The sequence below is a fragment of the Lamprocystis purpurea DSM 4197 genome, assembly GCF_000379525.1.
GTDB classification, from domain to species: domain Bacteria; phylum Pseudomonadota; class Gammaproteobacteria; order Chromatiales; family Chromatiaceae; genus Thiodictyon; species Thiodictyon purpureum.
Genome location: NZ_KB902553.1, coordinates 41632 through 66351, shown reverse-complemented (window position 1 = coordinate 66351; position 24720 = coordinate 41632). Strand labels below are relative to the sequence as shown.

The following is a 24720-nucleotide window of genomic DNA, read 5'->3' as shown; positions in this document are numbered from 1 at the left end:
TAGGAGCCCGCTTGCGGGCGACGGGTGGGGCACAATGACGCGATTCCGGCAGGTCACGTCGCCCGCAAGCGGGCTCCTACGGAGCTTGATTCTTGCTAGCGTCATATTCGGAAATCGCCTAAAGTCCGACAGGCTGCTAGCGCATTAGCCACCCGATGCCGATCGGGTTTCGATCGCCGCGAACGGGACCAACGCAGGTGCGATCGTATCTTCGCGGGTCTCATCAATTCGACTACGATTACGACAACGACAACGACAACGACAACGACCGCGGCGCCAAAGTCTTTCCGACGGAGGCTTATTTCACCCCGGATTCAACTCCGCCGGTGAGATGAGGCTGTTGAACTGCTCGCACCAGATCACGACCGACCCGTAATCCGCCACCTCGACTCCGACCGGGAGCGGATAGCTCTGCCGGCCGCTGAACGCGGCGAGCGGGCCGAGATCCACGAACATGGTCTCTTCCACCCGAGTATCCGGGTCGATGCCCCGCTGGGGCACCAGATAGACGTGATATTTTGGCCCCGGGCCGACCGCGAAGTCGTCTTCAAATTGCACCCGATTCGCATAGACACGCACGACCCCGCTGCCGTAGTGGAGCCGATCGGCGGGGTCGGCATGCGTAAAGCGGCCGACGGCCCTGAGTTCGCCCACACGACTGCTGATGATGGCCTGGCCGCCCTGGTTCCCCGCGGACAGCCCGGGGGAGCTGAAAAAGCCCGCGGCGAAACCGCCGGCGCCGCCCAGGACGGCGCCGGCCAGGAGCCCGACGAGCAGTGTTCGCACCGGATCACGCGCGGGCTCCGGCCGCCGCGCAACGGCGCGAGTCACCGTGCGGTCAATGACCGGACCCCTTGAGCGCACTCGCCATCCCCTCGATCGTGTCCTTGGCGTCGCCGAAGACCAGCGAGGTATTGTCTTTGTAGAAGAGCAGGTTATCGACGCCGGAATACCCTGGGCGCATGGAGCGCTTGAGGAAGTAGACCTGTCGCGCCTTACCGGCTTGCAGGATCGGCATGCCGTAGATGGGGCTCGACTTATCTTCCTCGGCCGCGGGGTTCACCACATCGTTGGCCCCGACCACCAGGGCCACGTCCGCGGTGGGGAACTCCGAGTTGATTTCATCCATTTCGAGTACCCGCTCGTACGGGATGTCGGCCTCGGCCAGCAACACGTTCATGTGGCCCGGCATGCGCCCGGCGACCGGGTGGATGGCGAACTTGACGTCGACGCCGCGCGCCACCAGCAGTTCCATCAGTTCCTTCAGGGCATGCTGAGCCTGCGCGGCCGCCATGCCGTAGCCGGGGATGATGATGACTTTGGCCGCGTCCTCCATCCAGTAGACGACGTCCTCGACGGATGCCGACTTGACGCCGCGCTGCGCGGCCAGGGCCCCGGCGCCGGTATCCGCTTCATCCCCTGAGCCAAAGCCCCCGAACACCACATTGATGATCGAGCGATTCATGCCCTTGCACATGATGTAGGAGAGGATGGCACCGGAGAAACCAACCAGGGCGCCGACGATGATCAGCAGGTTGTTGTGCAGGGTGAAACCGGTTGCCGCCGCCGCCCAGCCCGAATAGCTGTTGAGCATGGAGATGACCACCGGCATGTCGGCCCCGCCGATCGGGATGATCAGCGTGACCCCCAGAGCGAAGGCGATCAGCGTCATCAGACTCAGTGAGAGCACGCTACCGGTCATGGCGAAGTGCACCGCGAAACCGATGACGGCCAGGGCCATGGCGGCGTTCAGTGCATGCTGCCCGGTGAATTTCACCGGACTGCCGCTGATCAACCCCTGCAGCTTACCGAAAGCGATCACCGAGCCGGTGAAGGTGATGGCGCCGATGACGATGCCCGCCGAGAGTTCGCCCATCATGACCGCATCCGGATGCGCGGTGATGATGAAGGTACCGATGGCGACCAGCACCGCCGCCAGACCGACGAAGCTATGGAGCGCGGCCACCAGTTGCGGCATGGCCGCCATCTGGATGCGCATGGCGAGGATGGTGCCGATCACCGCGCCGCCCGCCACCCCGGCGATGATGAACCCGTAGGAGGTCACCTCCTGTCCGAGCAGGGTCGCGGCGACCGCGATGACCATGCCGATCATGCCATAGAAATTCCCGCGTCGCGCCGAGGCGGGATGGGTCAGGCTCTTGAGGGCGAAAATGAAGAGGACGGCCGAGACCAGATAGGCCAGGGCCTGCCCGTGTGCAGACAGACTAAAGTGCAGCATGACTGATCGCTCTCCTTACTTCTTTTTCTTTTGAAACATGGAGAGCATACGGTGAGTCACCAGGAAGCCTCCGAAGACGTTGATGGACGCCAGGAGGACCGCCAGGAACCCGAGCAGCTCGGCGGCAAGCCCCGCCCGCTCGGCCCCCGCGACCAGCAGCGCCCCGACGATCACGATGCCGGAGATGGCGTTGGTGAGGGCCATCAATGGGGTGTGCAGCGAGGGCGTGACACCCCAGATCACGTAGTAGCCGATGAAACAGGCAAGGACAAAGACATAAAGCGCGACGATCGGGTCTGACATAGGCGGGTTTCCGTAGGGCGCGCGGGCGCGCCGTTGATGGTAACGAGTTGGTCGTTGGCGTTTTTTCTATGACACGAGCATGGCTTTGGTGATGTCATCCGCCATGAGGTCCTTGAGGACCGGCCCTTGATCCGACCGATCGACCATGATCTCGATCAGGTTCGCAAGGTTCCTGGCGTAGAAGGCGCTGGCGTCCGACGCGACCATCGAGGGGTAATTGGTGTATCCGACGATGAGCACGCCATGACGCTCGACCACCTCATCCGGGACGGTCAGCGGACAGTTGCCGCCGTTCGCCGCCGCCAGATCCACGATCACCGACCCGGGGCGCAGCCGCTGAACCAGCGCTTCAGTCACCAGCACCGGGGCCGGACGGCAGGGAATGAGCGCGGTGGTGATGATGACATGGGCCTTGGCGAGCTGGTCGGCCAGGGCGGCCTGCTGACGCGCCTTGGCCTCGGCGGAGAGTTCCTTGGCGTAGCCGCCCTCCCCGGCCCCGCTCTCGCCCAGGTCCAGATCGATCGGTTTGGCCCCGAGCGACTGGATCTGCTCACGAGTCTCCGGCCGCACGTCGTAAGCCAGCACCTCGGCCCCCAAACGCCGGGCGGTGGCGATTGCCTGCAACCCGGCCACCCCGGCACCCAGCACCACCAGGCGAGCCGGCTTGGCCGAACCGGCGGAGGTCATCATCATGGGGAAGAAGCGGCCGAAGCGGGCCGCCGCCTCGATCACGGCCCGGTAGCCGGCGATGTTGGCCTGCGATGACAGCGCGTCCATCGATTGGGCACGGGAGGTGCGGGGCATCCGCTCCATGCCGAGTACCCGCACGCCCTTGGCAAGCATCGCGGCCACGATGGCATCCTCGCCGCAGCTCTCCAGCAGACCGATGAACAGACCGCCGGGGCGCATGGCGTCCACATCGTCGCCGTCCGGTCGACGAACCTTGAGCAGCAGATCGACGTCGTAGGCCCCGGCGCGGTCCGTCAAGACCGCACCCGCCGCCGCATAGTCATCGTCCGGGTAGCCGGCGCGCACCCCCGCGCCGGCCTCCACCATCAGCTCGAATCCTTTGGTCTTCAGTTTCTTGACGATCTCGGGAGTGGACGCGACCCGCGCCTCCCCGAGCCGTGTCTCCGCTGGGATACCGATTCTCATTATTCTCTCACTCTCCTCACAACGGCGCGCCGCCCGTGGGCGACAATGCTCAGTATTATCCGATCACCGGTGTCCGGTGGCAACCAGGCGACGCGGGTCAAAGCCGATCGCATCGGAATTTGCTTATATCCGGATGTTGTATTTAAATGACTGATCCAGAGCAGCGGTCTGGCGCTGCCGGCGGGCACCTTTATCCACCTTCGCGGAGCCGTTACTACCGTGGCGAAGATTATCAGCGATCACGATCTGCGCGATGCACTCAACGGGCTCAACCTCGATCAGCAGCGGCGGCTGGGCGGTCATTTTGCCAAGAGTGTCGAGCGCCTCGTCACCGCCGAGCGCGTGCACCGCGCGATCGCCACCGCCTTGCGTGAGGATTGCACCCCGGAGGAACTGGACGACGCCTACCGGGCCGCCAAAGCCCATGTGACCCACTCCTACACCGATTGCGGCAAAGAGACCGACTGGCTGGCCCAGGCCGACCACTTCGCCGCCGCCGCCGTAGCCGCCGCCCTGGCCCCCGAGACGCTGGTGACCGAACGGCAGAGCCGGGCCTGGAAGGCCGCGGTCCAGGCCCGCATGGCGATCAACTGCGCCATGTTGGAGTCTGCGGACGCCTTGGACGACGTGACCGAGGCGCAACGCCAGTACGCCATTGCCAACGCATTCCTTGGCCGCGGCTGAATGACTGCGCGCTCACCCGCGGCCATCAGCCTGGGGTGCTCCGGCTCCCGCCACAGCGCTGTCGGGGCGGCCCGCGGGGACGCTAGGCCGCCCCTTCCACGCTCAGCATTTGATCGTAGACCTCCCAGGCCGCGGCGGCGTCCTGCGCACTGACGCGCTCCATCGCGTACCCAAGGTGGACGACAACATGGTCACCGACGGCCGGCAACGCGTGTTGCAACATGAACAGACTGGCCTCCCGCTCCACGCCCTTGGCGGTGCAGCGGGCCAGAAAGCCGTCGATCGACACAATCTGCATCGGGATGCCGAGACACACGTTCGCTATCACTCCTGCTCGTTGGCCCAGATCACAGGCTAAACGCTGGCGCCAGGCCAAGCAAGGTATGCTGCCGACCACTGATCGCTTTCCACACAGGACTGAGCCCGTGAGTACGCAAACTTTGATCCTTGGACTCGGCAACGTCCTCCTGGCCGACGAAGCGGTGGGGGCCGCCGTCATCAGGCGCCTGGAGTCCGCAGCGGACCCGGCCGCGCCGCTGCGCTTCGTCGACGGCGGAACCCTGAGCTTCACGCTGGCGGTCCCCATCGCGGAGTGCCCGCGGCTGATCGTGATCGACGCCGCGGCCATGGGCGATGCCGCGGGCAGCGTGCGGGTCTTTGAAGGCGAGGCCATGGACCGGCAGTTGCGCCGTCATGCCAAGAGCGTCCACGAGGTCAGCCTGGCCGACCTGCTGGATATCGCTCGCCTGACCGACAGCCTGCCCGCTCGACGCGCCCTGATCGGCATCGAACCGGCCCTGATCGACTGGGGTGATGAACTGACCCCGGCGGTCGCGGCGGCGGTGCCGGTCGCGCTGGAGCGGGTGTGGGAGTTGCTCGCGCGCTGGGACGCCGCCGACGGCCCGACGGCATGAGCATCGCGACCAGGCGTCGCGGATCGCGGCGATCGGTCGGACCGCGAGCGGATCGTGCCGGAATTGTCATCAAGTCTCGGCGAGATCGCTGGAGCGGTCTATAATTCTGTTTTAGTATTTCGGTTATCGCTAAAATGCTAAACTTCAATTCTGTCGCAACCCGTCGGCGGCGGGTCGCATCCAGAACCTCCTCACGCCTTGCCGAGGACGCATCATGTCCGCATTATCCAGCATCCCAATCCGAGTACAGTCGATGTCCCACGGTACCGCCAACTGCGGCAATGCCGTCCCCATCCTGCATGAGGTCCGCCATGCGCTGGAGCGCCTGATCGCCACCGGCGAAGGCACCCAGATCGATCTCAATGCCATCCCCTTCGGCCCCGAAGACGAGGCGCACCTGCTCGCCGTACTCGGGGTCGGCGAGGTGCGGGCGACGATCGATGCGCTGGGTCCGACCCATGTCCAGGAGACCGCGATTCCTGGGGTCTGGCTCATCGATTACCGGATCACCGAGGATCAGCGTCTGGCCTTGCATCTGGATATCGGCGACATCCCCGAGATCCTGCGCACCCAGCGCCAAGATCTCGACACCGCCCTGACCACGCTGGACGCCCGCCTCACCAGCGCCAAGGATAGAGCACAGTTCGAGTACTAATACCCGCTTGAGAAAGGCCCATGACCGCCAAGAAACACAGTGTCGGCGAGCACCTGCGTGACCAGGGTGTCTCCCGCCGCGCGTTCCTGAAGTTCTGCACCGCGTCCGCGTCCCTGCTGGCCCTGTCACCCGGCCTGATCCCGGCTCTGGCCGCCGCGCTGGAGCAAGCCCGGCGGCCAAGCGTGATCTGGCTGTCGTTCCAGGAGTGCACCGGCTGCACCGAGTCACTGACGCGCAGTCATGCACCGACGGTCGAGGATCTGATCCTGGAGATGATCTCACTCGACTATCACCACACCCTCCAGGCCGCCGCCGGGGAGGCCGCCGAGGCGGCCCGCGAACAGGCGATGAAAGACAACTTCGGCCAGTACCTGCTGATCGTCGACGGTTCGCTGCCGGGACCGGATGCCAACCCCGGCTATTCGACCATTGCCGGAGTCAGCAACTACGCGATGCTGATGGAAGCCGTGGAGGGGGCGGCGGCGGTGATCGCGGTCGGCACCTGCGCCGCCTTCGGCGGCTTGCCCGAGGCGGCCCCCAACCCCACGGGTGCGGTGGCAGTCATGGATTTGATCAAGGATAAGCCTTTGGTCAATGTCTCCGGCTGCCCGCCGGTGCCGATGGTCATCACCGGTGTGCTCGCCCACTATCTCGCCTTCGGGCGACTCCCTGAACTTGATGAGTACCATCGTCCGCTCGCCTTTTTCGGCCAGTCGATCCACGATCGCTGCTACCGTCGTCCGTTCTACGACAAAGGGCTGTTCGCCGAGACCTTCGACGATGAGGGTGCCCGCGCCGGCTGGTGTCTGTACCGACTCGGCTGCAAAGGACCCAGCACCTACAATGCCTGCGCCACCATGCGCTGGAACTCGGGCACCAGTTGGCCGATCGAGGCCGGACACCCCTGTCTGGGCTGTTCGGAGCCCCGGTTCTGGGACGCCGGGAGCTTCTACGCACCGCTGTCCGTTCCCACCGGTCTCTCCAGCAACCAGGTGCTCACCGCCGGCGCGGCCGGCGTCCTGGTCGGCGGCACGGTCGCGACCCTGGCGCGGCGCACCGTGGAAACCGCGGCGGTCAGCCGCCAGCCGGTCACCGCCGACGAACTGGAGCAGACGCTATGACCGCCCTCGCTGACCCCATGGGTTTTCTGCTGTTCACCAAGGGCCCACTATTCAACATCGCCATCGCCATCTTCGCGCTCGGCCTGGCCGCGCGCCTCGCCGAGATCCTGCTGCTCGGCCGACGGCCCAATTTCGCGGAGCCGCGTGCCGGCGAATGGCTGCCGGGCCTGCGCACGGTCGTCACCCGCACATTGCCGGACCCCGGTACCTTCAAGCGCGCGCCCTTCAATGTGCTCACGGGGCTGATCTGGCACCTCGGCTTCCTCGTCGCCCTGTTGCTCTTCATCCCCCACATCGAGCTGATCAAGGGTCTGTTCGGCATCTCCTGGCCCGGACTGCCCAACCCCTTCGTGGATCTGGTGACCGCCGTGACCCTGGTCGCGCTGGCGGCGACCCTCGTGCATCGTCTGACCCATCCGGTGAAGCAGCGCCTCAGCACGATCGAGGATTATCTGGTCTGGGCGGTCACCTTTCTGGTCGTCCTGACCGGCTATCTGGCATACAACCGGCTGATCAATCCCTATCCGCTGGCGCTCGGGCTGCACATTCTGACCGCCGAACTGTTCCTGATCATCCTGCCCTTCACCAAGCTCACCCACATCTTCACCGCGTTCATCGCGCGTTGGTACAACGGGGCCAGCTTTGGCCGCCGGGGAGTCCAGTCATGAGCCCCATCGTCAATCCGACTGCAAACCCTGAGGTCACTCCGTTCAACCTCGAACGCGGCCTGGCCGCCTTCCGCGCCGAGATCGACGGACCGGTCGCGGCCTTCTTTTCGAGCTGTGTGCACTGCGGAATCTGCGCCCAATCCTGTCCCTTCTACCTGGAGACCGGGGATCCCAAGTACACGCCGATCCTCAAGCTGGAACCGCTGCGCCTGGTCTGGGAATCCGAATTCACGCTGTGGGGGAAGATCAAGGGCGCCCTCGGTCTGCAAAAAAAGGTCACTGACGCGATGCTGGCCGAGTGGGAGGAACTGATCTACGACTCCTGCTCGATGTGCGGGCGCTGCTCCATGGTCTGTCCGGTCGGCAACGACATCCAGGCGATGGTGCGAAAATCACGGGAGGGCATGGTCGCCGCCGGCCATGCACCCGAAGGTCTGGCCGGTGCCGCGGTCCGCGCGGTCAAGACCGGCAGCCCCATGGGGTTGCAGTGGAAGACCCTCCAGGTCCAGATCGAGCATGTCCAGACCAGCTCGGGGCTCACCGTCCCGGTCGACCAGGCCGGAGTCGACTATCTGGTGATGCTTTCATCGATGGAGGTCATCAACTTCCCCGAGTACCTGGAGGCGATCACCAAGATCTTCGACCACGCCGGCGTCACCTGGACCCTGAGCACCCAGTGCTTCGAGGCGACCAACGCCGGCATCCAGATCGGCAACAAGGACATCGCGGCCCTGCTGGTGGAGCGGGTGGTGGACGCGGCGGTCGCACTCGGGGTCAAGAATGTGATCAGCCCGGAATGCGGCCATGCCTATACCGCCATCCGCTGGGAGGGTCCGAACCTGATCGGCCGGCGCTATCCGTTCCGGGTCTTCCACATCATCGAGGTTCTGGACCAACTGCGCGCGCAGGGCCGGATCACCACCGAAGGCAAGGAGCTGGACCGGCTGTCACTGCACGATCCCTGCAATCTGGCGCGTAAGAGCGGCGTCATTCAACAGCAGCGCAACCTGATGGACCTGGTGGCCGAGCAGTTCGTCGAACTGCCGGAGCACGGGCGCTTCCAATGGTGCTGCGGCGCGGGCGGCGGGGTGAGTTCCAATGAACGCGCCGAGCCCCTCAAACTGGCCGCCTTCAAGCGCAAAAAGGCCCAGATCGAGGCAGTGGAACCCGAGCGCATGGTGACCATGTGCGCCACCTGCCGCACCCAGCTCGAAGAAGGTCTGGAGCATTTCAACATGGATATCCCGGTGGTGGGCCTGACCGAGCTGATCGCCGATCATCTGGTCGATAAAGAGGAGCCGACATGAGCGAACGCGTCGTCGTCGACCCGATCACCCGCATCGAAGGCCATCTGCGTATCGAGGCCGAGATGGATGGCGAAACCATCAGCCGGGCCTACTCGTCCGGGACCATGGTCCGCGGCATCGAAACCATCCTCCTGGGCCGCGACCCGCGCGATGCCTGGGCCTTCGCCCAGCGTATCTGCGGGGTCTGCACCCTGGTGCATGGTCTTGCTTCGGCCCGCTCAGTCGAGGATGCCCTCGGCATCCGTCTGCCCCCCAATGCGCAACTGATCCGCAACCTGATGATCGGCGCCCAATATGTGCACGATCATGTGATGCATTTTTATCACCTGCACGCGCTGGATTGGGTGGATGTCGTCAGCGCACTGAGCGCCGACCCCAAGGCCACCGCGGAACTGGCGCAATCCTTGAGCAGTTGGTCCAAGTCGTCGCCGGGTTACTTCGCGGATACCCAAAAGCGCCTCAAAGGCTTCGTGGAATCCGGGCAACTCGGCATCTTCGCCAATGGCTACTGGGGCCACCCGGCCTACAAGCTGCCGCCCGAGGCCAACCTGATGGCCGTGGCCCACTACCTGGAGGCCCTGGCCTGGCAGCGCGACGCGGCCCGCCTGCACGCCATCTTCGGCGGCAAAAACCCCCATCCGAACGTCGTGGTAGGCGGTGTCGCATCGCCCATCGACCTGGAATCGGACTCGGCACTCAATGCCAAGAAGCTCGCCGAGGTGCAGCGCGTCATCACCGCGATGCAGCAATTCGTCGATCAGGTCTATGTGCCCGACACCCTGGCCATTGCCGGCTTTTACAAGGACTGGTTCCAGCGCGGCGAGGGTCTCGGCAATTTCATGTGCTATGGTGACCTGCCGGCCACCGGGTCCATGGACCCCGCGACCTACCTGTTCCCGCGCGGGGTCATCCTCAACCGCGACCTGACCACCATCCATGACGTGGATCTGCACGACGCTGCCCAGATTCAGGAGTTCGTTTCACACTCCTGGTATGACTATAGCGGCGGCAAGCAGACCGGATTACACCCCTACGCCGGCCAGACCACCCTCGACTACGACGGCCGCGGCGGGGTCAAACCGCCCTATAAACAACTGGCGGTCGACGACGGTTACTCCTGGCTCAAGGCCCCCCGCTGGCAGGGCCATGCGGTCGAGGTCGGCCCGCTGGCGCGGGTGCTGCTCCTCTACGCCAAGAACCATGCCCAAACAAGGGAACTGGTCGATTCGACCTTGTCCAAACTCGACCTGCCGGTCAGCGCCCTGTTCTCCACCCTGGGACGCACCGCCGCGCGGACCCTGGAGACCAAGATCGTGGTCGATCAGATGCAGGGCTGGTATGACCAGTTGATCGCCAACATCAGATCCGGCGACATCAGCACCTTCGACGCCACGCGCTGGGACCCGTCAACCTGGCCCGCAGAAGCCCGTGGTGCCGGCTTCATGGAGGCACCGCGCGGAGCCCTTGGGCACTGGATCGTGATCAAAGACGGGCGCATCGCCAACTATCAGGCCGTCGTGCCCTCCACCTGGAACGCCGGGCCGCGTGATCCCGCCGATCAGGCCGGAGCCTATGAGGCGGCGCTCCAGGACAACCACCAGTTGGCGGATGTGAAGCAGCCGATCGAGATCCTGCGCACCATCCACTCCTTCGACCCCTGCATCGCCTGCGCGGTCCACCTGTCCGATCCGCAAACCGGAGAGCGGCTGGAGATCAAGGTGACCTGAGGGGGGGGGCCGACGGCCCTGTGGGAGCGGCTTCCGGCCGCGGATGCGTAGTCAGGCCATCCTGGCCTGACACCGTCAGGGCTGGAAGCCCTGACTACGCATGCCGCCGGCAGGGATGACGATCAAGGCCGCCGCGCGGGATCCCCCGTATCAGAACTCACCCGGCCCCCAGCGCGGCCGGAGGCCGCTCCCAGTGGGGGAACGCTCATGTCACGGGGTGCGGTGTCTCAAGGCGGCGCGGCGCCTTCCGCGGCGCGGTCCACCAGGACCAGGGCCGCACCCAGTGCGGCGACGCGGCCCACCGGCAGGTCGGCCCCGGCGCGCCAGGCCCTGAGCGCATCGGCCTTGTCGGCACCAGTCACCAGAACCAACATCGCGCGCGCCGCGCACAGCGCCTTCGGGGTCAGCGACACCCGTTTCGGCGGCGGCTTGGGCGCATCCAGCACCGGGATCACCAGCGGACCATCAGGAACCGGGTGTCCGGGGAACAGGCTCGCGGTATGCCCATCCTCGCCCATGCCCAACAACACGAGGTCGAACGGGAGTCGCGGCACCGCGGCCGCCTTCCCGGTCGCCGACCCGGACAGGGTCCGCTGATAGCTCAGCGCGGCGGCGACTGGACCCTGCTCCGCCGGCATCGGGTAGATATTCGCCGGTGGGATCGGCACCTGATCCAGGAAGGCCTGCCGGGCGGCCACGCTGTTACGCTCCGGATGATCAGGCGGCAGACATCGCTCGTCACCGAAAAAAATGGACCAGCAGTCCCATTGCGCGGGTTTGCCAACGAGCATGGTGTACGCCATGATGGGGGTACGCCCGCCCGCCAGGACCAGGAGAAACCGCCCACGCTCGGCGACCGCGTGCTCGGCCGCGGCCAGAATGCGCTCGGCGGTCGCCGCGGCCACGTCCGCGCTGGTTGCGAGCGACTGAAAACGTACAGATCCTGCTGGCATGGCGATTTTCTCCGACCTTCATTACACTTCCGAGGCATTTCCTGCCTGGCCCGCTATTGGCGATCATGGACCCAATGAAAATCCTTTTGGTCGACGACTCCAAGTCCGCTCGCTACGCGTTGCGGCTCCAGTTGCAGCGTCACGGCGTCGAGGTCGACACCGCGGAGTCCGCGGAGACCGCCCTGGAGATCCTGAAGGGCGATCTGCCCGACGCCCTCTTGATGGATCACATGATGCCTGGGCTCAGCGGCTTCGAGGCACTCGAGATCATCCGCGCGGATGCGCGCACCGCGCACCTTCCGGTAGTGATGTGTACTTCACACGAGGACCCGGAATTCGCCGCCGCCGCCCAACGCAAGGGCGTCGTTGCGATTCTACCCAAGTCGGTCGCCGCGGAGAAACTCCCAGGGGTCCTGGCTCAGTTGAAAGCCGTATTGGATCGGCCGCCAACCCAACCCCAGGACGAATCCAGGCCGAGCCCCGCGAGCACGCCCACACCAACCGCGGCCCCCGACTGGCAGCGGCAGATCGAGCTGCGCATCGCGGGGCTGGTCGACGAGCGCGTCGAGGCCCGACTGTCAAACCTGATCGCACCGCTGCTGGCGGACCTTAATCGGGACCTGCGTGAACGCCTGCTGGCCGAGGCGCAACAACTGATCGCGATGCAGATCGCCGAGGCCCGCGCGGCGATCGAGGCACCGCTCGCGACCGACCGGGAAGCCACCTGGGCAAGGTTGGAGGCGATCACCGGCGAGTTGGAGTCTACCGCCGGCCGACTGGTCGCGGAGACCCTGCCCGACCTGGTCAAAGTCGAGATCGAAAGCGAACGCGGCGCGATCATGAACCTGGTCGATCGGTACGTGCAGGAATTCTCCCCCCCGATCCCGGTCGTACCGGGGACCGCCGGTCAGACCGTCCCGCTCGATGGCGAGTTGATGGCCCGCATCCAGGAGATCGCCAAGCGCGAGGCCAATGCGACCGCGATAGCCACGCTGGAGCGGTGCCAACAGCTGAGCGATGGCCTGGAGCAGCGGGTGCGAACCGGTCATGGTCTGCTCTACCTGGCCATCCTGGGAGCGGCAGTGCTCGGAGTCTTGGCCGCATTTCTCGTGTACGTTATCGTACGCTGAGCCGTGCGGCGCATACAGCGAGCCGGCGCTACAGATGCCGGCGTCTATTCAATCAGTCGGAGGTAACGAACGTGTTTCAAAGCATGAGCGAGTTCATGAATCCAGGTGCGACCACCCCGGACCCGGAGTTCCCGCAGGCACCGTCGGACTGGACCCGTGCCGGTGCCGCCGCCGCGGCCCAGACCGACGGGATCACCCTGAGCGAAGACCACTGGCATGTGATCAAGGCACTGCAAGGCTATTTCGCCACCCATGAGCGCCCGAACGTGCGCGAACTTCACGACGCCTTGGACGAGGCATTCCACGCCAAAGGCGGTCTTAAGTATCTTTACACGCTCTTGCCTGGCGGCCCGGTGGCCCAGGGCTGTCGTTTCGCCGGCTTACCGGCCCCGGCCGGCGCGGCGGACAAGTCGTTCGGCAGCGTTCAATAATCGCCGCGGACGGTCCGCACAGCGGACCCTACGGTATGACCTGTAGGGTCCGCCGCGCGGACCGACGACCGTGCCGATCGCGCGGTGGCCGGGTTGATGACCAAGACCCGGCACTTCATACAAGGCTACTTGAACAAAAAACCCGATACCGCTGACTTACTTAGATTTTCCTTGCTCGCACCCCCTTGTTTTCAGCACCACATCCGCCTATGCTTTCAGCGAATACCCCGATGGGGTGATGGCTGGGTCGGCTGGCAGGTTGCCTGTCCCGCACGTCCGGGCGCAGGCCCCGGCAGCCGAGTCAATACTGGGAGAATCTGAGGATGCACGACCAACCGCGCGACAGCGATGATCCGGGCCTGTTCAACCAGCACTTCTTTGTCAATCGGCGCGGGTTCCTGGAGGGACTGGCCGCGCTCTCGGCCGGCCTGCTGTGCGGCACCCCGAGCTTCGCAAAGGCCGGCTTTTTCGGTCAGGAGTCGCCCCAGCGCCAGGACGGGCTCCAGCGACAGGTCGCGGATTTGGTGCAGCGACTCAAGGCCCAGGGTCAGATCAGCGAGAACGAAAAAACCGCCTGGTCGGTCTACGATTTCTCCTCCGGCAAGAAACTGGTGGCGATCAATGAGGACGCCCCGCGCCAGGCGGCGAGCATGATCAAGCCATTCGTCGCCCAGGCGTTTTTCTTCCAGGTGAAAAACTCGCGAGGACGCGTGCGCTACACCGAGGACATTCGCGACACCATGGAGCGTTCGATCCGGCGCAGCAGCAACCCTGCCACCAACGAACTCATCGAACTGGTCAGCCGCAATCAATCAAAACGCGGACCCAAGGACGTCGAGACCGTGCTCAAGACCAATGCGCCGCAGGTTTTCGTGCAGACGCGGGTCGTTGAGAAGATCCCCGCCGGGGGCAAGACCTATCGCAACCTCGCCTCGGCTCACGACTACAGTCGGTTTCTGATTGCACTCTGGGAGGACCGCCTGCCCTATAGTCAAGAACTCCGGGCGCTGATGGCGCTGCCGAATCACGACCGCATCTGCCAGGGCGTCGCGTCCATGCCCTCTTCGGTGCGTGTCTACGACAAGACCGGTTCGACCTCGCAACTCTGCGGCAACATGGGCATCATCGAGGCCCAGACACTGTTTGGCCGACGCGTCCCCTACGCCTTCGTCGGGATCATCGAGCGCTCGAGCAGCGCCAAGAACTACGGAACCTGGATCACCAAACGCAGCAATGCCATCCGCGCCGTGTCCAATCTGGTCTACCTGGACATGAAGGACCGTTACCGCCTGGCGTGATTATCAACTCCCTGGATCGCCGTAGAACACGTAATTGGTCGAGTAGTCGCTGATCTCGAAATAGACCTTGCGCTCGCCCGGTTCCTGCTGGCCATTCTGATTCAGATCCAGCACGCCGTAACCGAAACGGTAAGGCCGCGCACCGCCGCCCTGGGTGGCGCCGGCCGTGGTGAGTTTGTCCACCTTGATGAAACGCCGCACGAGCTTCTCGCCCGCGTAGACCTCCAGCACGCCATCGACGCCGGTCCAGTTCTGGATCGAGCGGCCAATCGTATTCTGGGTTTCCTGGGTGCACCCGGCAGTGAGCAGGGTCGTGAGCAGCAGGCTGGTCAGGGTTCTGTTCCGGTTCATGGGTAAACATCTCTGAGTAACGAATCAAGAAGCAAGTGAAACACGAACATAATCGTTGTCGTTGTCGTAATCGGAGAATCCGGAAATCACCTTAACACGCACATGTGACAATGTGACAACGCCGGGCCAACCCTGAAGCATAAGAAGTTGTTGGCTGAGTTGGGCGGTCTGGGGGTGGTTTAGAATTGCTGCCCCCGCAGGTCCTCGCCCAACCCGACCGCCCGGCGCGCGTCCCTCAGCATTCAGGATCAAAGCCGCCTGCCGGGTACCCGGTAAAGCGTGATCGAATTGGCCGGACAATTGGCCGTGAACCTGCCGCTGCTCACGATCTGGTCGGCCGGATGCACGATTGCGGTCAATCGGGCTGGGCTATAGCGCCAGACCTGCACGACCCCGGTGGGGGTGAAGTGGCTCAGGGTGACGGGTGCCGACAGGCTGCCTGCGGTCTTGTTGATCGCGATCAGGGTCAGTGCCCCGGTGGCGGTCTCCTCGGCGGCATAGAGCGCCAGTCGGTCCTGGCCATTGCTGACTGCCGCGACGCTGGTCTCGCCGAAGCGGCCGCCGGCCCCGTTATAATTGCGGAACATACGGAAGGCAAATGCCGCCGGTTGAGTGGACTGGGGCGGGGACCAGAGCAGCGCCATATCCAGTCCCTCACGACCGAAGATGCCCAATACGTCGGCCTGGGCCAACGCACCGTTGATGTGCTCCGGCGCACCCCAGTTATACTCACCGACCGCGAGCTGGGTCCCCGGATAGTTGGCTTGCACCCAATCGCGCATGCGCGGGATCAGCTTGACGATGCCGCCGTCCGGACCGGCACTCGCGATCCAGCTCTCATCCACATAGCTCGGGTCCCAGAGCGAGCGGGTACTGTTCAGACGCAGTGCCTGGGTCGCGGCATTGCCAGCCGCGCTCAATGCCACACCGGGGGCTTGCGGATAATAGTGCAGGTCCAGGAAATCCAGGATGCGCGTACCATAGGACTGCTGGTAGGCTTGCATCTGCTGCAGATACCAGGGCACCAGCGGCGTGCCGCCGTGGGCATCGCGGTCGTCCGGGCTGGACCAGTCTTCCCTCTGCCCGTCGTAGGGGGAATGCCAATAATAGGTCCAGCCCATCACGGCGGGGCCTAAGGTCCGGGCCGCAGGGTCGGCGGTCTTGATGGCGGCTGCGTATTGATAAGTCAGGTCGCGCAGCTGATCGTAGGTCAACCCGACCGGTGCCAGGTCGCGATGGGTTTCGAACCAGATGTCAGGCTCGTTATCCAGATTGTAATAACGCACACCGCCGGCGTCGGCCCGACCATAGCGGTTCACCAGATAGCTCGTCCAATCCTGAACGAACTCGGGGCCGACCGCAAGACTGGTGTCGGTCGGGTCGTTGCCGGTCACCAGGCTGCCGTTGGCCCTGACTCCGTTGCCGCAGTTGGGTTGCCAGGTATCGACTTGCTGTTGCGCCCCGTATTTCGCCACGCTGAATCCACAGGTCGCGAGGCTGCCGTTTTTCGCGACATAGCCGATCATCGGCACGGTCAGTACCGTATCCATGCCCGATTGACGGTTCTGTGCGATCAGTCGGTTGGTGGCGGAATCGGCCGGCAGCGCGGTCCCGTTGCCCAGTCGGGCATTCTCGAAATACCAGTCGCCGGCGGTGTTGCCGGCGTCGATCCGCCAGTTGTAACGGGTCTTGTTGTTGCCGCCCCAGCGGCGCACCGTAATCCCCAGGCTCCGGAAGAACGCTGCGTCGGCGGCGGTTGCGGTGTCGCCATTGATACCGTAGATCAGCGGGCTGATGGGCTTGCGCGCCGCCGCGGCATCGACGCTCAGGGCCAATGCCGGCAGGGACTGCCCAACCAGTCGCAGGGTGTCCAGGTTGAACGTCGGCGTCACCGCGCCGGTCCCGTCCTGGATGTTGATTCGGGCGATCTGAGTCGGGTTACCCAAGGCGCTCAAGGGCACATTGATCTGGCTCCAGACATTCGGGGTGGGTGTGAATTCGACGCTCGGGCTGCCCGGCCCGTCGTCGGTCGACTGGATATAGAGCGACAACCGACCACTGCCGGTGCGGCCAAAGACCGCAAAACGGATCGCGGAGTACCCGGCGGCATTGATGGCCGGAGCGCGACGATACGAGAGCCCGCCCCAACCCGCGGTATAGGTAACCGCCAGCGACGAGGCGCCGGTCGCCTTGCGCGTGGTATCGACGGCCGAGCGCGTACTCCACGACCAGTCTTGCCAACCACTCGCCAGTGCATCCTCGTAGATCGTCAAATCGGCCGCCTGGGCGGCAGTGGCAAGCGCGAGACTGGAAACGAACAACAACCACAGCCGGCACCGGCACGCCGGTTGGCCGATCGCAGACGCTTTAAAGGCAGTGTCACTCACGGTGTCTCTCCTACTATCTCTTCGGGTGTGCGCGCTTGGGGGAGGGATAGGACATTCAGAGACCGGTTCCGGTAAGCATAGACGCTGGGAGGCCCGCTTGCCGGCTTCCCTGCGCACCCCCTCGCGCCCACTTCGCGACACTGGGCAAGTATTCGCGTCGCCTGCCGAGAACCGCGGGACCTGTAGGTTGCCGTGAAAGTCAGGCGCCTCCGGGTCTCGCTGGGCCCGCTCGCTCCCGCGCTCGCAATCGGACGCAAGCCAGCGTGATCCTGCGCGAGTTGGAGATCAGCGACCCCGCGAGAAAAATGGAGCAATAAAATGCGGTCGATTCAGTTCAATTGCTTCGGATAGCTGCAATTGCTGTAGAGGATTTCACAGTCGCTCGAGGTCTTGTTGCAAAGTTTGAGCGCTTGCTGGCTGGCAGTCGTGATATCGACAGCGGACGACGATACGCCGCCACTCGATCCCCAGACGTAAACCGCACATTGGTTGTAATAGGTGATCGACACCTTGCATGCGGCACGGCTTGTACCGGCAGTGCTCTCGCATTGTTTCAACGCGGCCTGCTCGGCGCTCCGTTTGCTGCGCATGTCACCGACCGCACCCCAGCCACCCGCCTTTCCTCTGGCGATGGCGCCCCAGCGGTCTTCCCATTCCGGGCCAGCGGGAACTGGGCCCGCACCTCCAGACGAATCTTTACTGCCATCGGATGCGCAGATCGGGATTACCGCAATGCCGCCGGATCCGCCGGTGGTACCGACCTGTATCTCGCCCGGGCCAGGGCCATTCGGGCAAACGAAAGTCTGAGCGGCAGCACTGGCCGGCCAGAGCACCGACGCTGTCAGTACCGCGAAGAACGAACACCGCAGACCCATCATGCCAAATCTCCTTAACCTAACGCCATCGGCCACATGGAACGGATAGGAAATTCAACCACCAGAGACCCGCTATGGCCCCGATCTTAGCCGTGCTCAGGACACCGGGCAAGCGGTTCTTGGCTGAGTTGGGCGATGGGAGGTGCAGCGCGACCGGCGGGGTGGCGCGTGACGAGCGGCGGTGGGGCGCCGGCACCCCGTGTTAGCGGTGACGATCGCGGCACGGCGGCGGGATCAGCGCGGCGAGCCGCTCCAAGGCGGGTTAGGAACGGCGCGGTTCGGCCGTCGGGCTGGGGACTCGGCAACCGATAGACCACCCGCTCGGGGTCGACCTGGGTTAGCCGTTCCAGGGCGAAAGCCGGGCGGGCACAGTAGAGCAACAGTCGTTCCAGGCCGACGCGGTCGTCCCCGGCAATCCGTACCGCGGCGTCGAGCGAAAAGCCACCGTGTTACCAGGTCAGCATGTCATGGGCGTCCGCGGCCTCCAGCAGCCCGCTGCGGGCGAACCAGCGAGCCGCTTCGGCAACGGGGTCCGTCAAGTCCGATCCTTCGCGTTCTCCGTGAAACACCGACACCTCGGCACTCAGTCAAACCGTCCACGAATCACAGAAATTGGGCCTCATTGATTCCATCGATTCGGAATTTACAAGCACAGCAGCCCATTCTGTAAAGCAATGCTCTCTCCGATTGAAAGCAGCGTTAAATCGTCCGGAATACGTTCTCCGAGCCAATCTCGGATCTTCTGCCCGAAACTACTCTTTATCTGAACGTAATCATCGGGCATTATGGTGCTTCGCGTTGCGTTTCAACTTGTTATAATGGAGGATGGGATAAAGCGATTAGGTGACGCGTCGGTGCAGGTCAGCGAGGACCATCAAAGGGGACTACCTTAAGACCAGGAACGCGCCGGAAGTCATCAACATCCGTGGTGAGCACGGCATGTCCGGCGGACACGGCGATTGCAGCAATCAGGAGATCGTTGGCGCCCAGGGTCTCGCCCCGGACATAGAGTGTCGCCTTGATCTCGGCATGAACGCGGGCCGCCGCCAGGTTGAAATCCAGGATCGGAAGGGCGGCCAGGACCGATTCGACGAAGGCCGATCGCTTGATGCGGCGTGCCTGTGTGGTCGCACGGTGGACGCCGACCAGCAGTTCCGAGGCGGTGACCGAGCTGATGTAGACGTTGCCGTAACCGGCCCAGGGGCTGAAATCGAGCGTTGGACACCCAGCGCCCGCGCTTCGCTCGGCGCGGATGAGCACATTCGTATCGAGTACCAGTCCCACGGCATCGGCCTTATCGGTCTTAAGCTCGGGGGACCTCGGCCTAGGTCCAAGGGTCCCGATCCGCGCCCACGGCGCACTCGCTCTCGCCGATGTCTTGCTCAAAGGCGTCAATGTCGTCCGGGTCCAGCCGCGGCAGGCGAGCAAACAAGGCGCTGAGTTCGAGAACCTTGACCTCTTTCAACGGGCTCGGGGGTACCAAACGGGCGATCGGCCTGCCGCCGCGGGTCAGTTCAAAGCTCGCGCCTTGGCGAGCGACGCGGTTGACCAGTGCGGTCAGGTTCCGAGCGGCTTGTGTGACGTTGATCTCTTCCATTTCAATGTCCCTGGCGAAAGCGGATGCGCTGATGATCAGCCGTTCGAGGGCGCCTGTAAAGGGGAATTCCGGGGACAGTTTACTCAATTCGGGTCCCCTTCGCCGACCAGATCGCCCGTGCAGCGATCCTGCTCGCGGGTGCGGTTGTTGGCTGAGTTGGGCGGTCTGGGGGTGGGATGGGTGTCGATGGCGATGAGAACTGAGGTCACGCGGTCATGCTTCAGGGCGGCGATTATGGCAACGACAACGACAACGACGATTGTGATTGACTTGTTCTTGACTCGCTACTAAACCGCGCCTACTCCATCAATCGTCGAATCTGCCGGGGCCGAGCCAATCCAAAAACATCGCATACCGCCCTGGGCGGGGTTTAATCGAAACGCCCATGCAGATACCAGCCACGACGCCCCCTGAGTTCCCGATAGACCCACAGACGTTCGCCGCGCCCATTGGTGGCGATGAAATAATCACGCGCCACGGCGCAGTCGTCCCACCAACCGGTATCGATTCGCTCCCGCTCCGCACCCAGGTCGAGCGCGCCGTCCAGCCAGGGCTTACCGTCACGCTCCTCCAACGGCACGGGCTGGGGCAACAGCCAGAGCGGGCGATCCAGCCGCGCGCTGCCGCCGCCGGTCTCGCCCGGTTCGCTCCAGCGCCAGGCACGCTCCGGACGGTGATCGGCGGCCAGCGCGAGTCCGCGCACCGCGTCCCGACCCAGACGGGCCCGTAAGCGGTCGAGCAGCGCGGGATCCGGGCGACAGCCGGGCCGCGCCAACTCCGGAAACAATTCGCCGCTACGCGGACTCAAGGGCAGGACAGCCGTCGCGGCCAGTGCGATCTCGCGCACCGGTGCCGGGAGTTCCATCCGCTCCAACTGGCCGCGCAGCAGTTCCAGCCAGCGCTCCGGGTCGGCCAATGGCTGGGCCGCGCCCAGGCTGAAGCAGGTAGCGGCCCGGCCGGCGTGGCCAAAACGCCAGTCGAGCCGCGGCACCCCGGCCTGACGCCCGCGCAGGAAGCCGGCGAGTTCGCCGAGCAGACGCCGACAGGGAAAGACCAACGACTCGGCCAGGTCGACCTCCGCGGGCAGTTCGATCCGCGCACTGAAGCGGGGCGGCGGCACGAACGTGGGGCGCGGGTCCGGGGTCTCGCCGAGCAGACGCTCCAGCCAGTCCACCCGCTTGGAACCCAGCCGCTCGCGCAGCCCCGGACGGGGCAGGCGCAGCACATCGGCGACGCGGCGCAGTCCCAGCGCGGTCAGGTCTTCACACTCGCGCGCACTGAGGCCCAACGCGGCCAGGGGCAAACCGTCGAGTGCGGCATGCAACGCGTCCAGATCGGGGATCATGGGCCAGCTGGCGGTCCCGGCCGACGCCCCCAGCTGCCGTGCCCAGACCAGGGCGCCCAATGGCGTCGGCGCCATGGCGAACCGCCCCTGATAACCCCGTGCGCTGATCCCCCCGCTCACCTGCGCGAGCAAGGCGTCGGCCCCGCCGAACAGGCGCAGGCTGGCCGCCACATCGAGCAGCAGCGCGCGGGGCGGCGCCAGACTGACCTGAGGCGTAAAGCGGATCGACCAGGCGGCCAGGTGCTCCAACGCCTCCTGTTCCGCGGCAGGCCGCCGGGGCATGATGGTCAGTTCGGCACAGCGGGCGCGGGCGGCACCGACCCCTTGGCCGGGACCAATACCCGCACGCATCGCGGCGGTGTTGCAGCGCAGGATGCGCTCGCCCCGACGGTGGACACAGACCGCGAGCGGGGCCTCGGCGGCGCGCGCCCGCGCGAAGACCTCCAGGGGCAGATCGGGGAGATGGATGGCAAGCCAGCGCATGAATGCACCCCGCGGGCCGGTGATCCTGGGAGAATAGCCGCCTTACGCCAACGCGGTCCAGTAGACCGAGGGGAATGCAGCAATTCCAAATTTTGGCGGCCTCGCGCGACCCCTGGTGGATGCGGCGCGCACGACCGACGTGGCGAGTCCCGAACATCGTGCGGCGCGCCTTATCCACCCTACAAAGTTGCGGGTTGTGTAGGGTGGACAAGCGCAGCGCATCCACCATCAGCCTCGCGGCCAGCACGCTGTTGGGGGTGACCACCCAAATTTGGAACTGCTGAGAGGAATGGGGGAATCGTCAAAGAGCATGAAAACCAAAACGACTGCCGCACCTGCCGCTTGTCCCTGCGGATCCGGGGCAGCTTACCTGGACTGCTGCGGCCGATTCATCGCCGGGGCCGCGCTGCCCGACACGGCAGAGCAGCTCATGCGCTCCCGTTACAGCGCGTACACGTTATGCGAAGAGGACTATGTGCGCGCGACCTGGCACCCGAGCACCCGACCCCCGGACCTGCAAGCCGACCCCAAGGTGCAGTGGCTCGGACTCAAGATCATCACGACCGAAGCCGGCGGGCCTGCGGACGTTCGCGGTCTGGTGGAGTTCGTTGCCCGCTACAAGCTGGGCGGGCGGGCGCACCGGCTGCACGAGCGCAGCCGCTTCGCGCGCCATCAAGGACGTTGGTACTATGTCGACGGCGACCTGTCGCCGGAGCGCGATCACTGACCGCGTCCTCTCAGCCTCACCCGCCATCCGCCAGCGCAAGACTGCCGTCCGGGTCCGCCTGGTCCGCATCCTGCGTCCCTTGCCAGCGGATGGCGCCCTCGCCGCTGACGGCGGCTTCATCCACCAGACAACCGGTGACGCCGCTCATCGACGGCAGCTCGAACATGGGCCGCTGTAACAGCCCCTCGAGCACGCTGCGCAGGCCGCGCGCCCCGGTCCCGCGCGCGATCGCCTTGCGGGCGATGGCGGTCAGGGCCTCGGGCTCAAACTCCAGGGCCACGCCTTCGAACAGGAACAACTGCTGGAACTGACGCACCAGTGCATTGCGGGGTTCGGTGAGGATGCGCACCAGCGCGGCCTCGTCCAGATCGTGCAGAGCGACGACCACCGGGAACCGGCCGATGAATTCCGGAATCAGGCCAAAGTGGCGCAGATCGTCCGGTTGCGTCTCGGCGTAGATGCCCCCGGCGCCCTGCGCATCGGACTTCGCTTTCGGCTCGGTATGGAAGCCGATGCTGGATGGGCCCGGCTCCAGCCGGCGCCGCAGCACCCGCTCCAGACCGGCGAAGGCCCCGCCGACCATGAACAGGATGTTGCGGGTGTCGATGACCGGTATCTCACTGCCCTCCTTGCGGCCCTTGGGGCTGATCTTGACCTGGGTCCCCTCCACCAGCTTGAGCAGTGCCTGCTGCACCCCCTCGCCCGACACATCACGGGTACCGTGGCTGCTCTCCCCGACGCGGGCCAGTTTGTCGATCTCGTCGATATAGACGATGCCCCATTCGGCCAGCTCACGTTTACCGCCGGCCGCATCCAGGAGCCGCGCGAGGATGCTTTCCACGTCCTCACCGACATAGCCGGCCTGCGTCAGGGTGGTGGCATCGGCGATCACGAAGGGGACGCCGACGATCCGCGCCAGGGTGCTGGCGAGCAGCGTCTTGCCCGTTCCGGAGGGGCCGAGCATCAGGATATTGGACTTATCGATCTCCACCCGATCCGGATCGTCCAGGACACGGCGGGGGTGATTCGCTTCCGCCGCCAGCCGCTTGTAATGGTTATACAGGGCGACCGCCAGGCATTCCTTGGCGGTTTCCTGGCCGATCACATAACGGTCCAGATGGTCTTTGATCTCTTTCGGCTTGGGCGGCGCTTTCAGCGGTCCGGTCAACGCGCGGGTGCGCCCCCAACTGGTGACCACTTGGTGAGCCAAGGCCACGCAAGCCTCGCAGATGTGACCATCGATCCCGGCGATCAGTGGGGTATCGGCGCCCTGAACGGCACCACAGAAGGAACAGGCGTGAGGGGGCGGCGTATTCATGCGGCCTGCCCCGAGCGCCAGGCCTGAGCGGCAGGCGCGGTCGGCCCGGCCGCATCCCCGGCCGCTCCTCGGCGCAGTTCCGCAATCCAGGCCGTCTGGCTGCGGCGCCGCTGCCGCTCCTCCAGAATCCGGCGGATCTGCGGCTGCGCCTCGGTAAACTGAAGCGCGTGCGCCGGCAGAATGTGCTCGCACAGGAGCAGGTGAAAGCCGAGTTCGGACTCCACCGGGCCGCTGATCTCACCCGCCGCCAGGCTGAACAGAACCGCGTCGAGCGCCGGATACAACTGGCCCCGACGAACCTCACCCAGACGTCCGTCCTGCAGGGCCGTCGGACATTCCGATTGCTCGCGCGCCAGCACCGCGAACCGCTCCGGGCGGCCAGCCCCGGAATGGTCCAGGTCCGCCGCCAGCCGGTCCATCCGTGCCCGCACCGCCTCCCGGCCGTTCTCCGCGTAGGCGTCGTTCACCGTAATCAGGATATGTCGGGCACCGCGCCGCTCCGGAACGGTGAACCGTTCATGGTGAAGCTCATAAAAAAGCTGTTCATCCACGGCGTCGACGCTCAGCCGGTGATCGCCCACCCGTCGCAGCACCGCGTCAAAGGTCAGCTCCCGCCGCAGCGCGCTGCGCAAGGTGTCCAGATCCAGCGCGTTGCGTTCGAGGTCCGAGACAAAGTCGTCCCCATCCGGATAGCGTGAGCGCAACTCACCCACCGCGGCTTCAACCTGGTCGATTGGGATCACCACCGCCCGCGCTTGCGGTGAGCCGAGGACCAGGTCCTCCAGTTCAAAGGTCCGCTGCGCCAGCCGGGTCGCCTCCGCCCGCTGAGCAGCGTCCAGAGCCCAGGTGCCAAGCTGAAAACGCGCACCGGCGGCGCGCAGCAGATGGTAGCGAAACTCGGCCGGGAGACTTGGGGCTTCAGCGGACATGGATGTGCTCGTTAGGAACCGTTTAAAAATAGCCTAAACAAATACATTGAGGAACCCCTTTGGCGTCGCGGTCGTTGTCGTTGTTTGGCCTATTCCCCGACACGTTACTTATCGCCTCCCGCG

The 24720-nt window shown here is 65.0% G+C and carries 27 protein-coding genes; 12 read left to right on the top strand and 15 right to left on the bottom strand.

Features of this window, described 5'->3' with window-relative positions; genetic code table 11:
* Nucleotides 1-303: 303 nt before the first annotated feature.
* The 4 genes from A39O_RS0128620 to A39O_RS0128605 all read right to left on the bottom strand — a co-directional run bounded on the left by A39O_RS0128620 (nucleotide 304) and on the right by A39O_RS0128605 (nucleotide 3697).
* Complete coding sequence (locus A39O_RS0128620) at nucleotides 304-831, bottom strand: DM13 domain-containing protein (protein WP_211211752.1); 528 nt, start codon at nucleotides 829-831, stop codon at nucleotides 304-306.
* 7 nt (nucleotides 832-838) lie between these two features.
* Nucleotides 839-2239, bottom strand: coding sequence for an NAD(P)(+) transhydrogenase (Re/Si-specific) subunit beta (locus A39O_RS0128615; protein WP_020508085.1), 1401 nt, complete (start codon nucleotides 2237-2239; stop codon nucleotides 839-841).
* Between the two features lie 15 nt (nucleotides 2240-2254).
* Nucleotides 2255-2542 carry a proton-translocating transhydrogenase family protein gene (locus A39O_RS0128610; protein WP_020508084.1) on the bottom strand — a complete coding sequence of 96 codons (288 nt, stop codon included), beginning with the start codon at nucleotides 2540-2542 and terminating at the stop codon, nucleotides 2255-2257.
* 66 nt (nucleotides 2543-2608) lie between these two features.
* On the bottom strand, nucleotides 2609-3697 hold the full coding sequence (locus A39O_RS0128605) for a Re/Si-specific NAD(P)(+) transhydrogenase subunit alpha (protein ID WP_020508083.1): 1089 nt from the start codon (nucleotides 3695-3697) through the stop codon (nucleotides 2609-2611).
* Nucleotides 3698-3916: 219 nt separating this feature from the next.
* On the opposite strand from A39O_RS0128605, the gene A39O_RS0128600 reads away from it, so the two are divergent.
* Nucleotides 3917-4381 (top strand): hypothetical protein, encoded by a 465-nt coding sequence (locus tag A39O_RS0128600; protein ID WP_020508082.1) that lies wholly within the window; start codon nucleotides 3917-3919, stop codon nucleotides 4379-4381.
* An 82-nt stretch (nucleotides 4382-4463) separates the two neighbouring features.
* Here A39O_RS0128600 and A39O_RS0128595 read toward each other — a convergent pair whose 3' ends face one another.
* Nucleotides 4464-4709, bottom strand: coding sequence for a HypC/HybG/HupF family hydrogenase formation chaperone (locus tag A39O_RS0128595; protein WP_020508081.1), 246 nt, complete (start codon nucleotides 4707-4709; stop codon nucleotides 4464-4466).
* 97 nt (nucleotides 4710-4806) lie between these two features.
* On the opposite strand from A39O_RS0128595, the gene A39O_RS0128590 reads away from it, so the two are divergent.
* From A39O_RS0128590 to A39O_RS0128565, 6 genes are all read left to right on the top strand, one after another.
* The gene (locus A39O_RS0128590; RefSeq protein ID WP_020508080.1) at nucleotides 4807-5295 is read left to right on the top strand and encodes a hydrogenase maturation protease; all 489 of its coding nucleotides are present in this window, start codon (nucleotides 4807-4809) and stop codon (nucleotides 5293-5295) included.
* Nucleotides 5296-5548: 253 nt separating this feature from the next.
* Nucleotides 5549-5950: a hydrogenase expression/formation C-terminal domain-containing protein gene (locus tag A39O_RS0128585; protein WP_020508079.1), complete on the top strand. Its 402-nt coding sequence runs from the start codon at nucleotides 5549-5551 to the stop codon at nucleotides 5948-5950.
* 20 nt (nucleotides 5951-5970) lie between these two features.
* A complete protein-coding gene (locus A39O_RS0128580) occupies nucleotides 5971-7071 on the top strand; it encodes a hydrogenase small subunit (protein WP_020508078.1) in 1101 nt (366 codons plus the stop codon).
* Entirely contained in the window at nucleotides 7068-7739 is a 672-nt protein-coding gene (locus A39O_RS0128575) for a hypothetical protein (RefSeq protein ID WP_020508077.1), read from the top strand. Before A39O_RS0128580 ends, A39O_RS0128575 begins: the two co-directional genes overlap by 4 nt.
* Nucleotides 7736-9046: a (Fe-S)-binding protein gene (locus tag A39O_RS0128570; protein ID WP_020508076.1), complete on the top strand. Its 1311-nt coding sequence runs from the start codon at nucleotides 7736-7738 to the stop codon at nucleotides 9044-9046. Before A39O_RS0128575 ends, A39O_RS0128570 begins: the two co-directional genes overlap by 4 nt.
* The gene (locus A39O_RS0128565; protein ID WP_020508075.1) at nucleotides 9043-10773 is read left to right on the top strand and encodes a nickel-dependent hydrogenase large subunit; all 1731 of its coding nucleotides are present in this window, start codon (nucleotides 9043-9045) and stop codon (nucleotides 10771-10773) included. The genes A39O_RS0128570 and A39O_RS0128565 overlap by 4 nt, the downstream gene beginning before the upstream one ends.
* Before the next feature lie 227 nt (nucleotides 10774-11000).
* Here the strand turns inward: A39O_RS0128565 and pgl are convergent, their stop codons facing one another.
* Complete coding sequence (pgl, locus tag A39O_RS0128560) at nucleotides 11001-11726, bottom strand: 6-phosphogluconolactonase (protein ID WP_026199815.1); 726 nt, start codon at nucleotides 11724-11726, stop codon at nucleotides 11001-11003.
* A 74-nt stretch (nucleotides 11727-11800) separates the two neighbouring features.
* Here pgl and A39O_RS37240 point away from each other — a divergent pair, with 74 nt between their 5' ends.
* The 3 genes from A39O_RS37240 to A39O_RS0128545 all read left to right on the top strand — a co-directional run bounded on the left by A39O_RS37240 (nucleotide 11801) and on the right by A39O_RS0128545 (nucleotide 14585).
* Entirely contained in the window at nucleotides 11801-12856 is a 1056-nt protein-coding gene (locus tag A39O_RS37240) for a response regulator (RefSeq protein WP_020508073.1), read from the top strand.
* Between the two features lie 83 nt (nucleotides 12857-12939).
* Nucleotides 12940-13287 carry a TusE/DsrC/DsvC family sulfur relay protein gene (locus A39O_RS0128550; protein WP_020508072.1) on the top strand — a complete coding sequence of 116 codons (348 nt, stop codon included), beginning with the start codon at nucleotides 12940-12942 and terminating at the stop codon, nucleotides 13285-13287.
* A gap of 323 nt (nucleotides 13288-13610) precedes the next feature.
* Nucleotides 13611-14585, top strand: a complete 975-nt coding sequence (locus A39O_RS0128545) for a serine hydrolase (protein WP_020508071.1) — start codon at nucleotides 13611-13613, stop codon at nucleotides 14583-14585.
* A gap of 3 nt (nucleotides 14586-14588) precedes the next feature.
* On the opposite strand, the gene A39O_RS0128540 is transcribed toward A39O_RS0128545, so the two are convergent.
* The 3 genes from A39O_RS0128540 to A39O_RS39560 all read right to left on the bottom strand — a co-directional run bounded on the left by A39O_RS0128540 (nucleotide 14589) and on the right by A39O_RS39560 (nucleotide 18201).
* Nucleotides 14589-14936: a hypothetical protein gene (locus tag A39O_RS0128540; protein WP_020508070.1), complete on the bottom strand. Its 348-nt coding sequence runs from the start codon at nucleotides 14934-14936 to the stop codon at nucleotides 14589-14591.
* A 248-nt stretch (nucleotides 14937-15184) separates the two neighbouring features.
* Nucleotides 15185-17323 (bottom strand): glycoside hydrolase family 44 protein, encoded by a 2139-nt coding sequence (locus tag A39O_RS0128535; protein ID WP_157640479.1) that lies wholly within the window; start codon nucleotides 17321-17323, stop codon nucleotides 15185-15187.
* Nucleotides 17324-17652: 329 nt separating this feature from the next.
* The gene (locus tag A39O_RS39560) at nucleotides 17653-18201 is read right to left on the bottom strand and encodes a DUF4189 domain-containing protein (protein ID WP_083924947.1); all 549 of its coding nucleotides are present in this window, start codon (nucleotides 18199-18201) and stop codon (nucleotides 17653-17655) included.
* 71 nt (nucleotides 18202-18272) lie between these two features.
* On the opposite strand from A39O_RS39560, the gene A39O_RS43315 reads away from it, so the two are divergent.
* A complete protein-coding gene (locus A39O_RS43315; RefSeq protein ID WP_281170114.1) occupies nucleotides 18273-18404 on the top strand; it encodes a hypothetical protein in 132 nt (43 codons plus the stop codon).
* 655 nt (nucleotides 18405-19059) lie between these two features.
* Here A39O_RS43315 and A39O_RS0128525 read toward each other — a convergent pair.
* The 4 genes from A39O_RS0128525 to A39O_RS35625 all read right to left on the bottom strand — a co-directional run bounded on the left by A39O_RS0128525 (nucleotide 19060) and on the right by A39O_RS35625 (nucleotide 21623).
* Nucleotides 19060-19482: a type II toxin-antitoxin system VapC family toxin gene (locus A39O_RS0128525; protein ID WP_020508067.1), complete on the bottom strand. Its 423-nt coding sequence runs from the start codon at nucleotides 19480-19482 to the stop codon at nucleotides 19060-19062.
* Nucleotides 19483-19522: 40 nt separating this feature from the next.
* Nucleotides 19523-19882 (bottom strand): type II toxin-antitoxin system Phd/YefM family antitoxin, encoded by a 360-nt coding sequence (locus A39O_RS35630; protein WP_020508066.1) that lies wholly within the window; start codon nucleotides 19880-19882, stop codon nucleotides 19523-19525.
* Complete coding sequence (locus A39O_RS43310) at nucleotides 19879-20004, bottom strand: hypothetical protein (RefSeq protein ID WP_281170113.1); 126 nt, start codon at nucleotides 20002-20004, stop codon at nucleotides 19879-19881. The genes A39O_RS35630 and A39O_RS43310 overlap by 4 nt, the downstream gene beginning before the upstream one ends.
* Nucleotides 20005-20165: 161 nt before the next feature.
* Nucleotides 20166-21623 carry a Y-family DNA polymerase gene (locus A39O_RS35625; protein WP_020508064.1) on the bottom strand — a complete coding sequence of 486 codons (1458 nt, stop codon included), beginning with the start codon at nucleotides 21621-21623 and terminating at the stop codon, nucleotides 20166-20168.
* A 310-nt stretch (nucleotides 21624-21933) separates the two neighbouring features.
* On the opposite strand from A39O_RS35625, the gene A39O_RS0128505 reads away from it, so the two are divergent.
* Nucleotides 21934-22350, top strand: a complete 417-nt coding sequence (locus A39O_RS0128505; RefSeq protein WP_020508063.1) for a YchJ family protein — start codon at nucleotides 21934-21936, stop codon at nucleotides 22348-22350.
* Between the two features lie 16 nt (nucleotides 22351-22366).
* On the opposite strand, the gene clpX is transcribed toward A39O_RS0128505, so the two are convergent.
* A complete protein-coding gene (clpX, locus tag A39O_RS35620; RefSeq protein WP_051088905.1) occupies nucleotides 22367-23668 on the bottom strand; it encodes an ATP-dependent Clp protease ATP-binding subunit ClpX in 1302 nt (433 codons plus the stop codon).
* Nucleotides 23665-24597 carry a nitrogen fixation protein NifM gene (gene nifM, locus A39O_RS35615; RefSeq protein WP_020508061.1) on the bottom strand — a complete coding sequence of 311 codons (933 nt, stop codon included), beginning with the start codon at nucleotides 24595-24597 and terminating at the stop codon, nucleotides 23665-23667. Before nifM ends, clpX begins: the two co-directional genes overlap by 4 nt.
* Between the last annotated feature and the right edge of the window lie 123 nt (nucleotides 24598-24720).

Coding starts and splice junctions, on each gene's coding strand:
- A39O_RS0128615 (WP_020508085.1), bottom strand. CDS start 2,239: ATGCTGCACTTTAGTCTGTCTGCACACGGGCAGGCCCTGGCCTATCTG.
- A39O_RS0128610 (WP_020508084.1), bottom strand. CDS start 2,542: ATGTCAGACCCGATCGTCGCGCTTTATGTCTTTGTCCTTGCCTGTTTC.
- A39O_RS0128605 (WP_020508083.1), bottom strand. CDS start 3,697: ATGAGAATCGGTATCCCAGCGGAGACACGGCTCGGGGAGGCGCGGGTC.
- A39O_RS0128585 (WP_020508079.1), top strand. CDS start 5,549: ATGTCCCACGGTACCGCCAACTGCGGCAATGCCGTCCCCATCCTGCAT.
- A39O_RS0128580 (WP_020508078.1), top strand. CDS start 5,971: ATGACCGCCAAGAAACACAGTGTCGGCGAGCACCTGCGTGACCAGGGT.
- A39O_RS0128575 (WP_020508077.1), top strand. CDS start 7,068: ATGACCGCCCTCGCTGACCCCATGGGTTTTCTGCTGTTCACCAAGGGC.
- A39O_RS0128570 (WP_020508076.1), top strand. CDS start 7,736: ATGAGCCCCATCGTCAATCCGACTGCAAACCCTGAGGTCACTCCGTTC.
- A39O_RS0128565 (WP_020508075.1), top strand. CDS start 9,043: ATGAGCGAACGCGTCGTCGTCGACCCGATCACCCGCATCGAAGGCCAT.
- pgl (WP_026199815.1), bottom strand. CDS start 11,726: ATGCCAGCAGGATCTGTACGTTTTCAGTCGCTCGCAACCAGCGCGGAC.
- A39O_RS37240 (WP_020508073.1), top strand. CDS start 11,801: ATGAAAATCCTTTTGGTCGACGACTCCAAGTCCGCTCGCTACGCGTTG.
- A39O_RS0128550 (WP_020508072.1), top strand. CDS start 12,940: ATGAGCGAGTTCATGAATCCAGGTGCGACCACCCCGGACCCGGAGTTC.
- A39O_RS0128545 (WP_020508071.1), top strand. CDS start 13,611: ATGCACGACCAACCGCGCGACAGCGATGATCCGGGCCTGTTCAACCAG.
- A39O_RS0128540 (WP_020508070.1), bottom strand. CDS start 14,936: ATGAACCGGAACAGAACCCTGACCAGCCTGCTGCTCACGACCCTGCTC.
- A39O_RS39560 (WP_083924947.1), bottom strand. CDS start 18,201: ATGATGGGTCTGCGGTGTTCGTTCTTCGCGGTACTGACAGCGTCGGTG.
- A39O_RS43315 (WP_281170114.1), top strand. CDS start 18,273: ATGGCCCCGATCTTAGCCGTGCTCAGGACACCGGGCAAGCGGTTCTTG.
- A39O_RS35625 (WP_020508064.1), bottom strand. CDS start 21,623: ATGCGCTGGCTTGCCATCCATCTCCCCGATCTGCCCCTGGAGGTCTTC.
- A39O_RS0128505 (WP_020508063.1), top strand. CDS start 21,934: ATGAAAACCAAAACGACTGCCGCACCTGCCGCTTGTCCCTGCGGATCC.
- clpX (WP_051088905.1), bottom strand. CDS start 23,668: ATGAATACGCCGCCCCCTCACGCCTGTTCCTTCTGTGGTGCCGTTCAG.
- nifM (WP_020508061.1), bottom strand. CDS start 24,597: ATGTCCGCTGAAGCCCCAAGTCTCCCGGCCGAGTTTCGCTACCATCTG.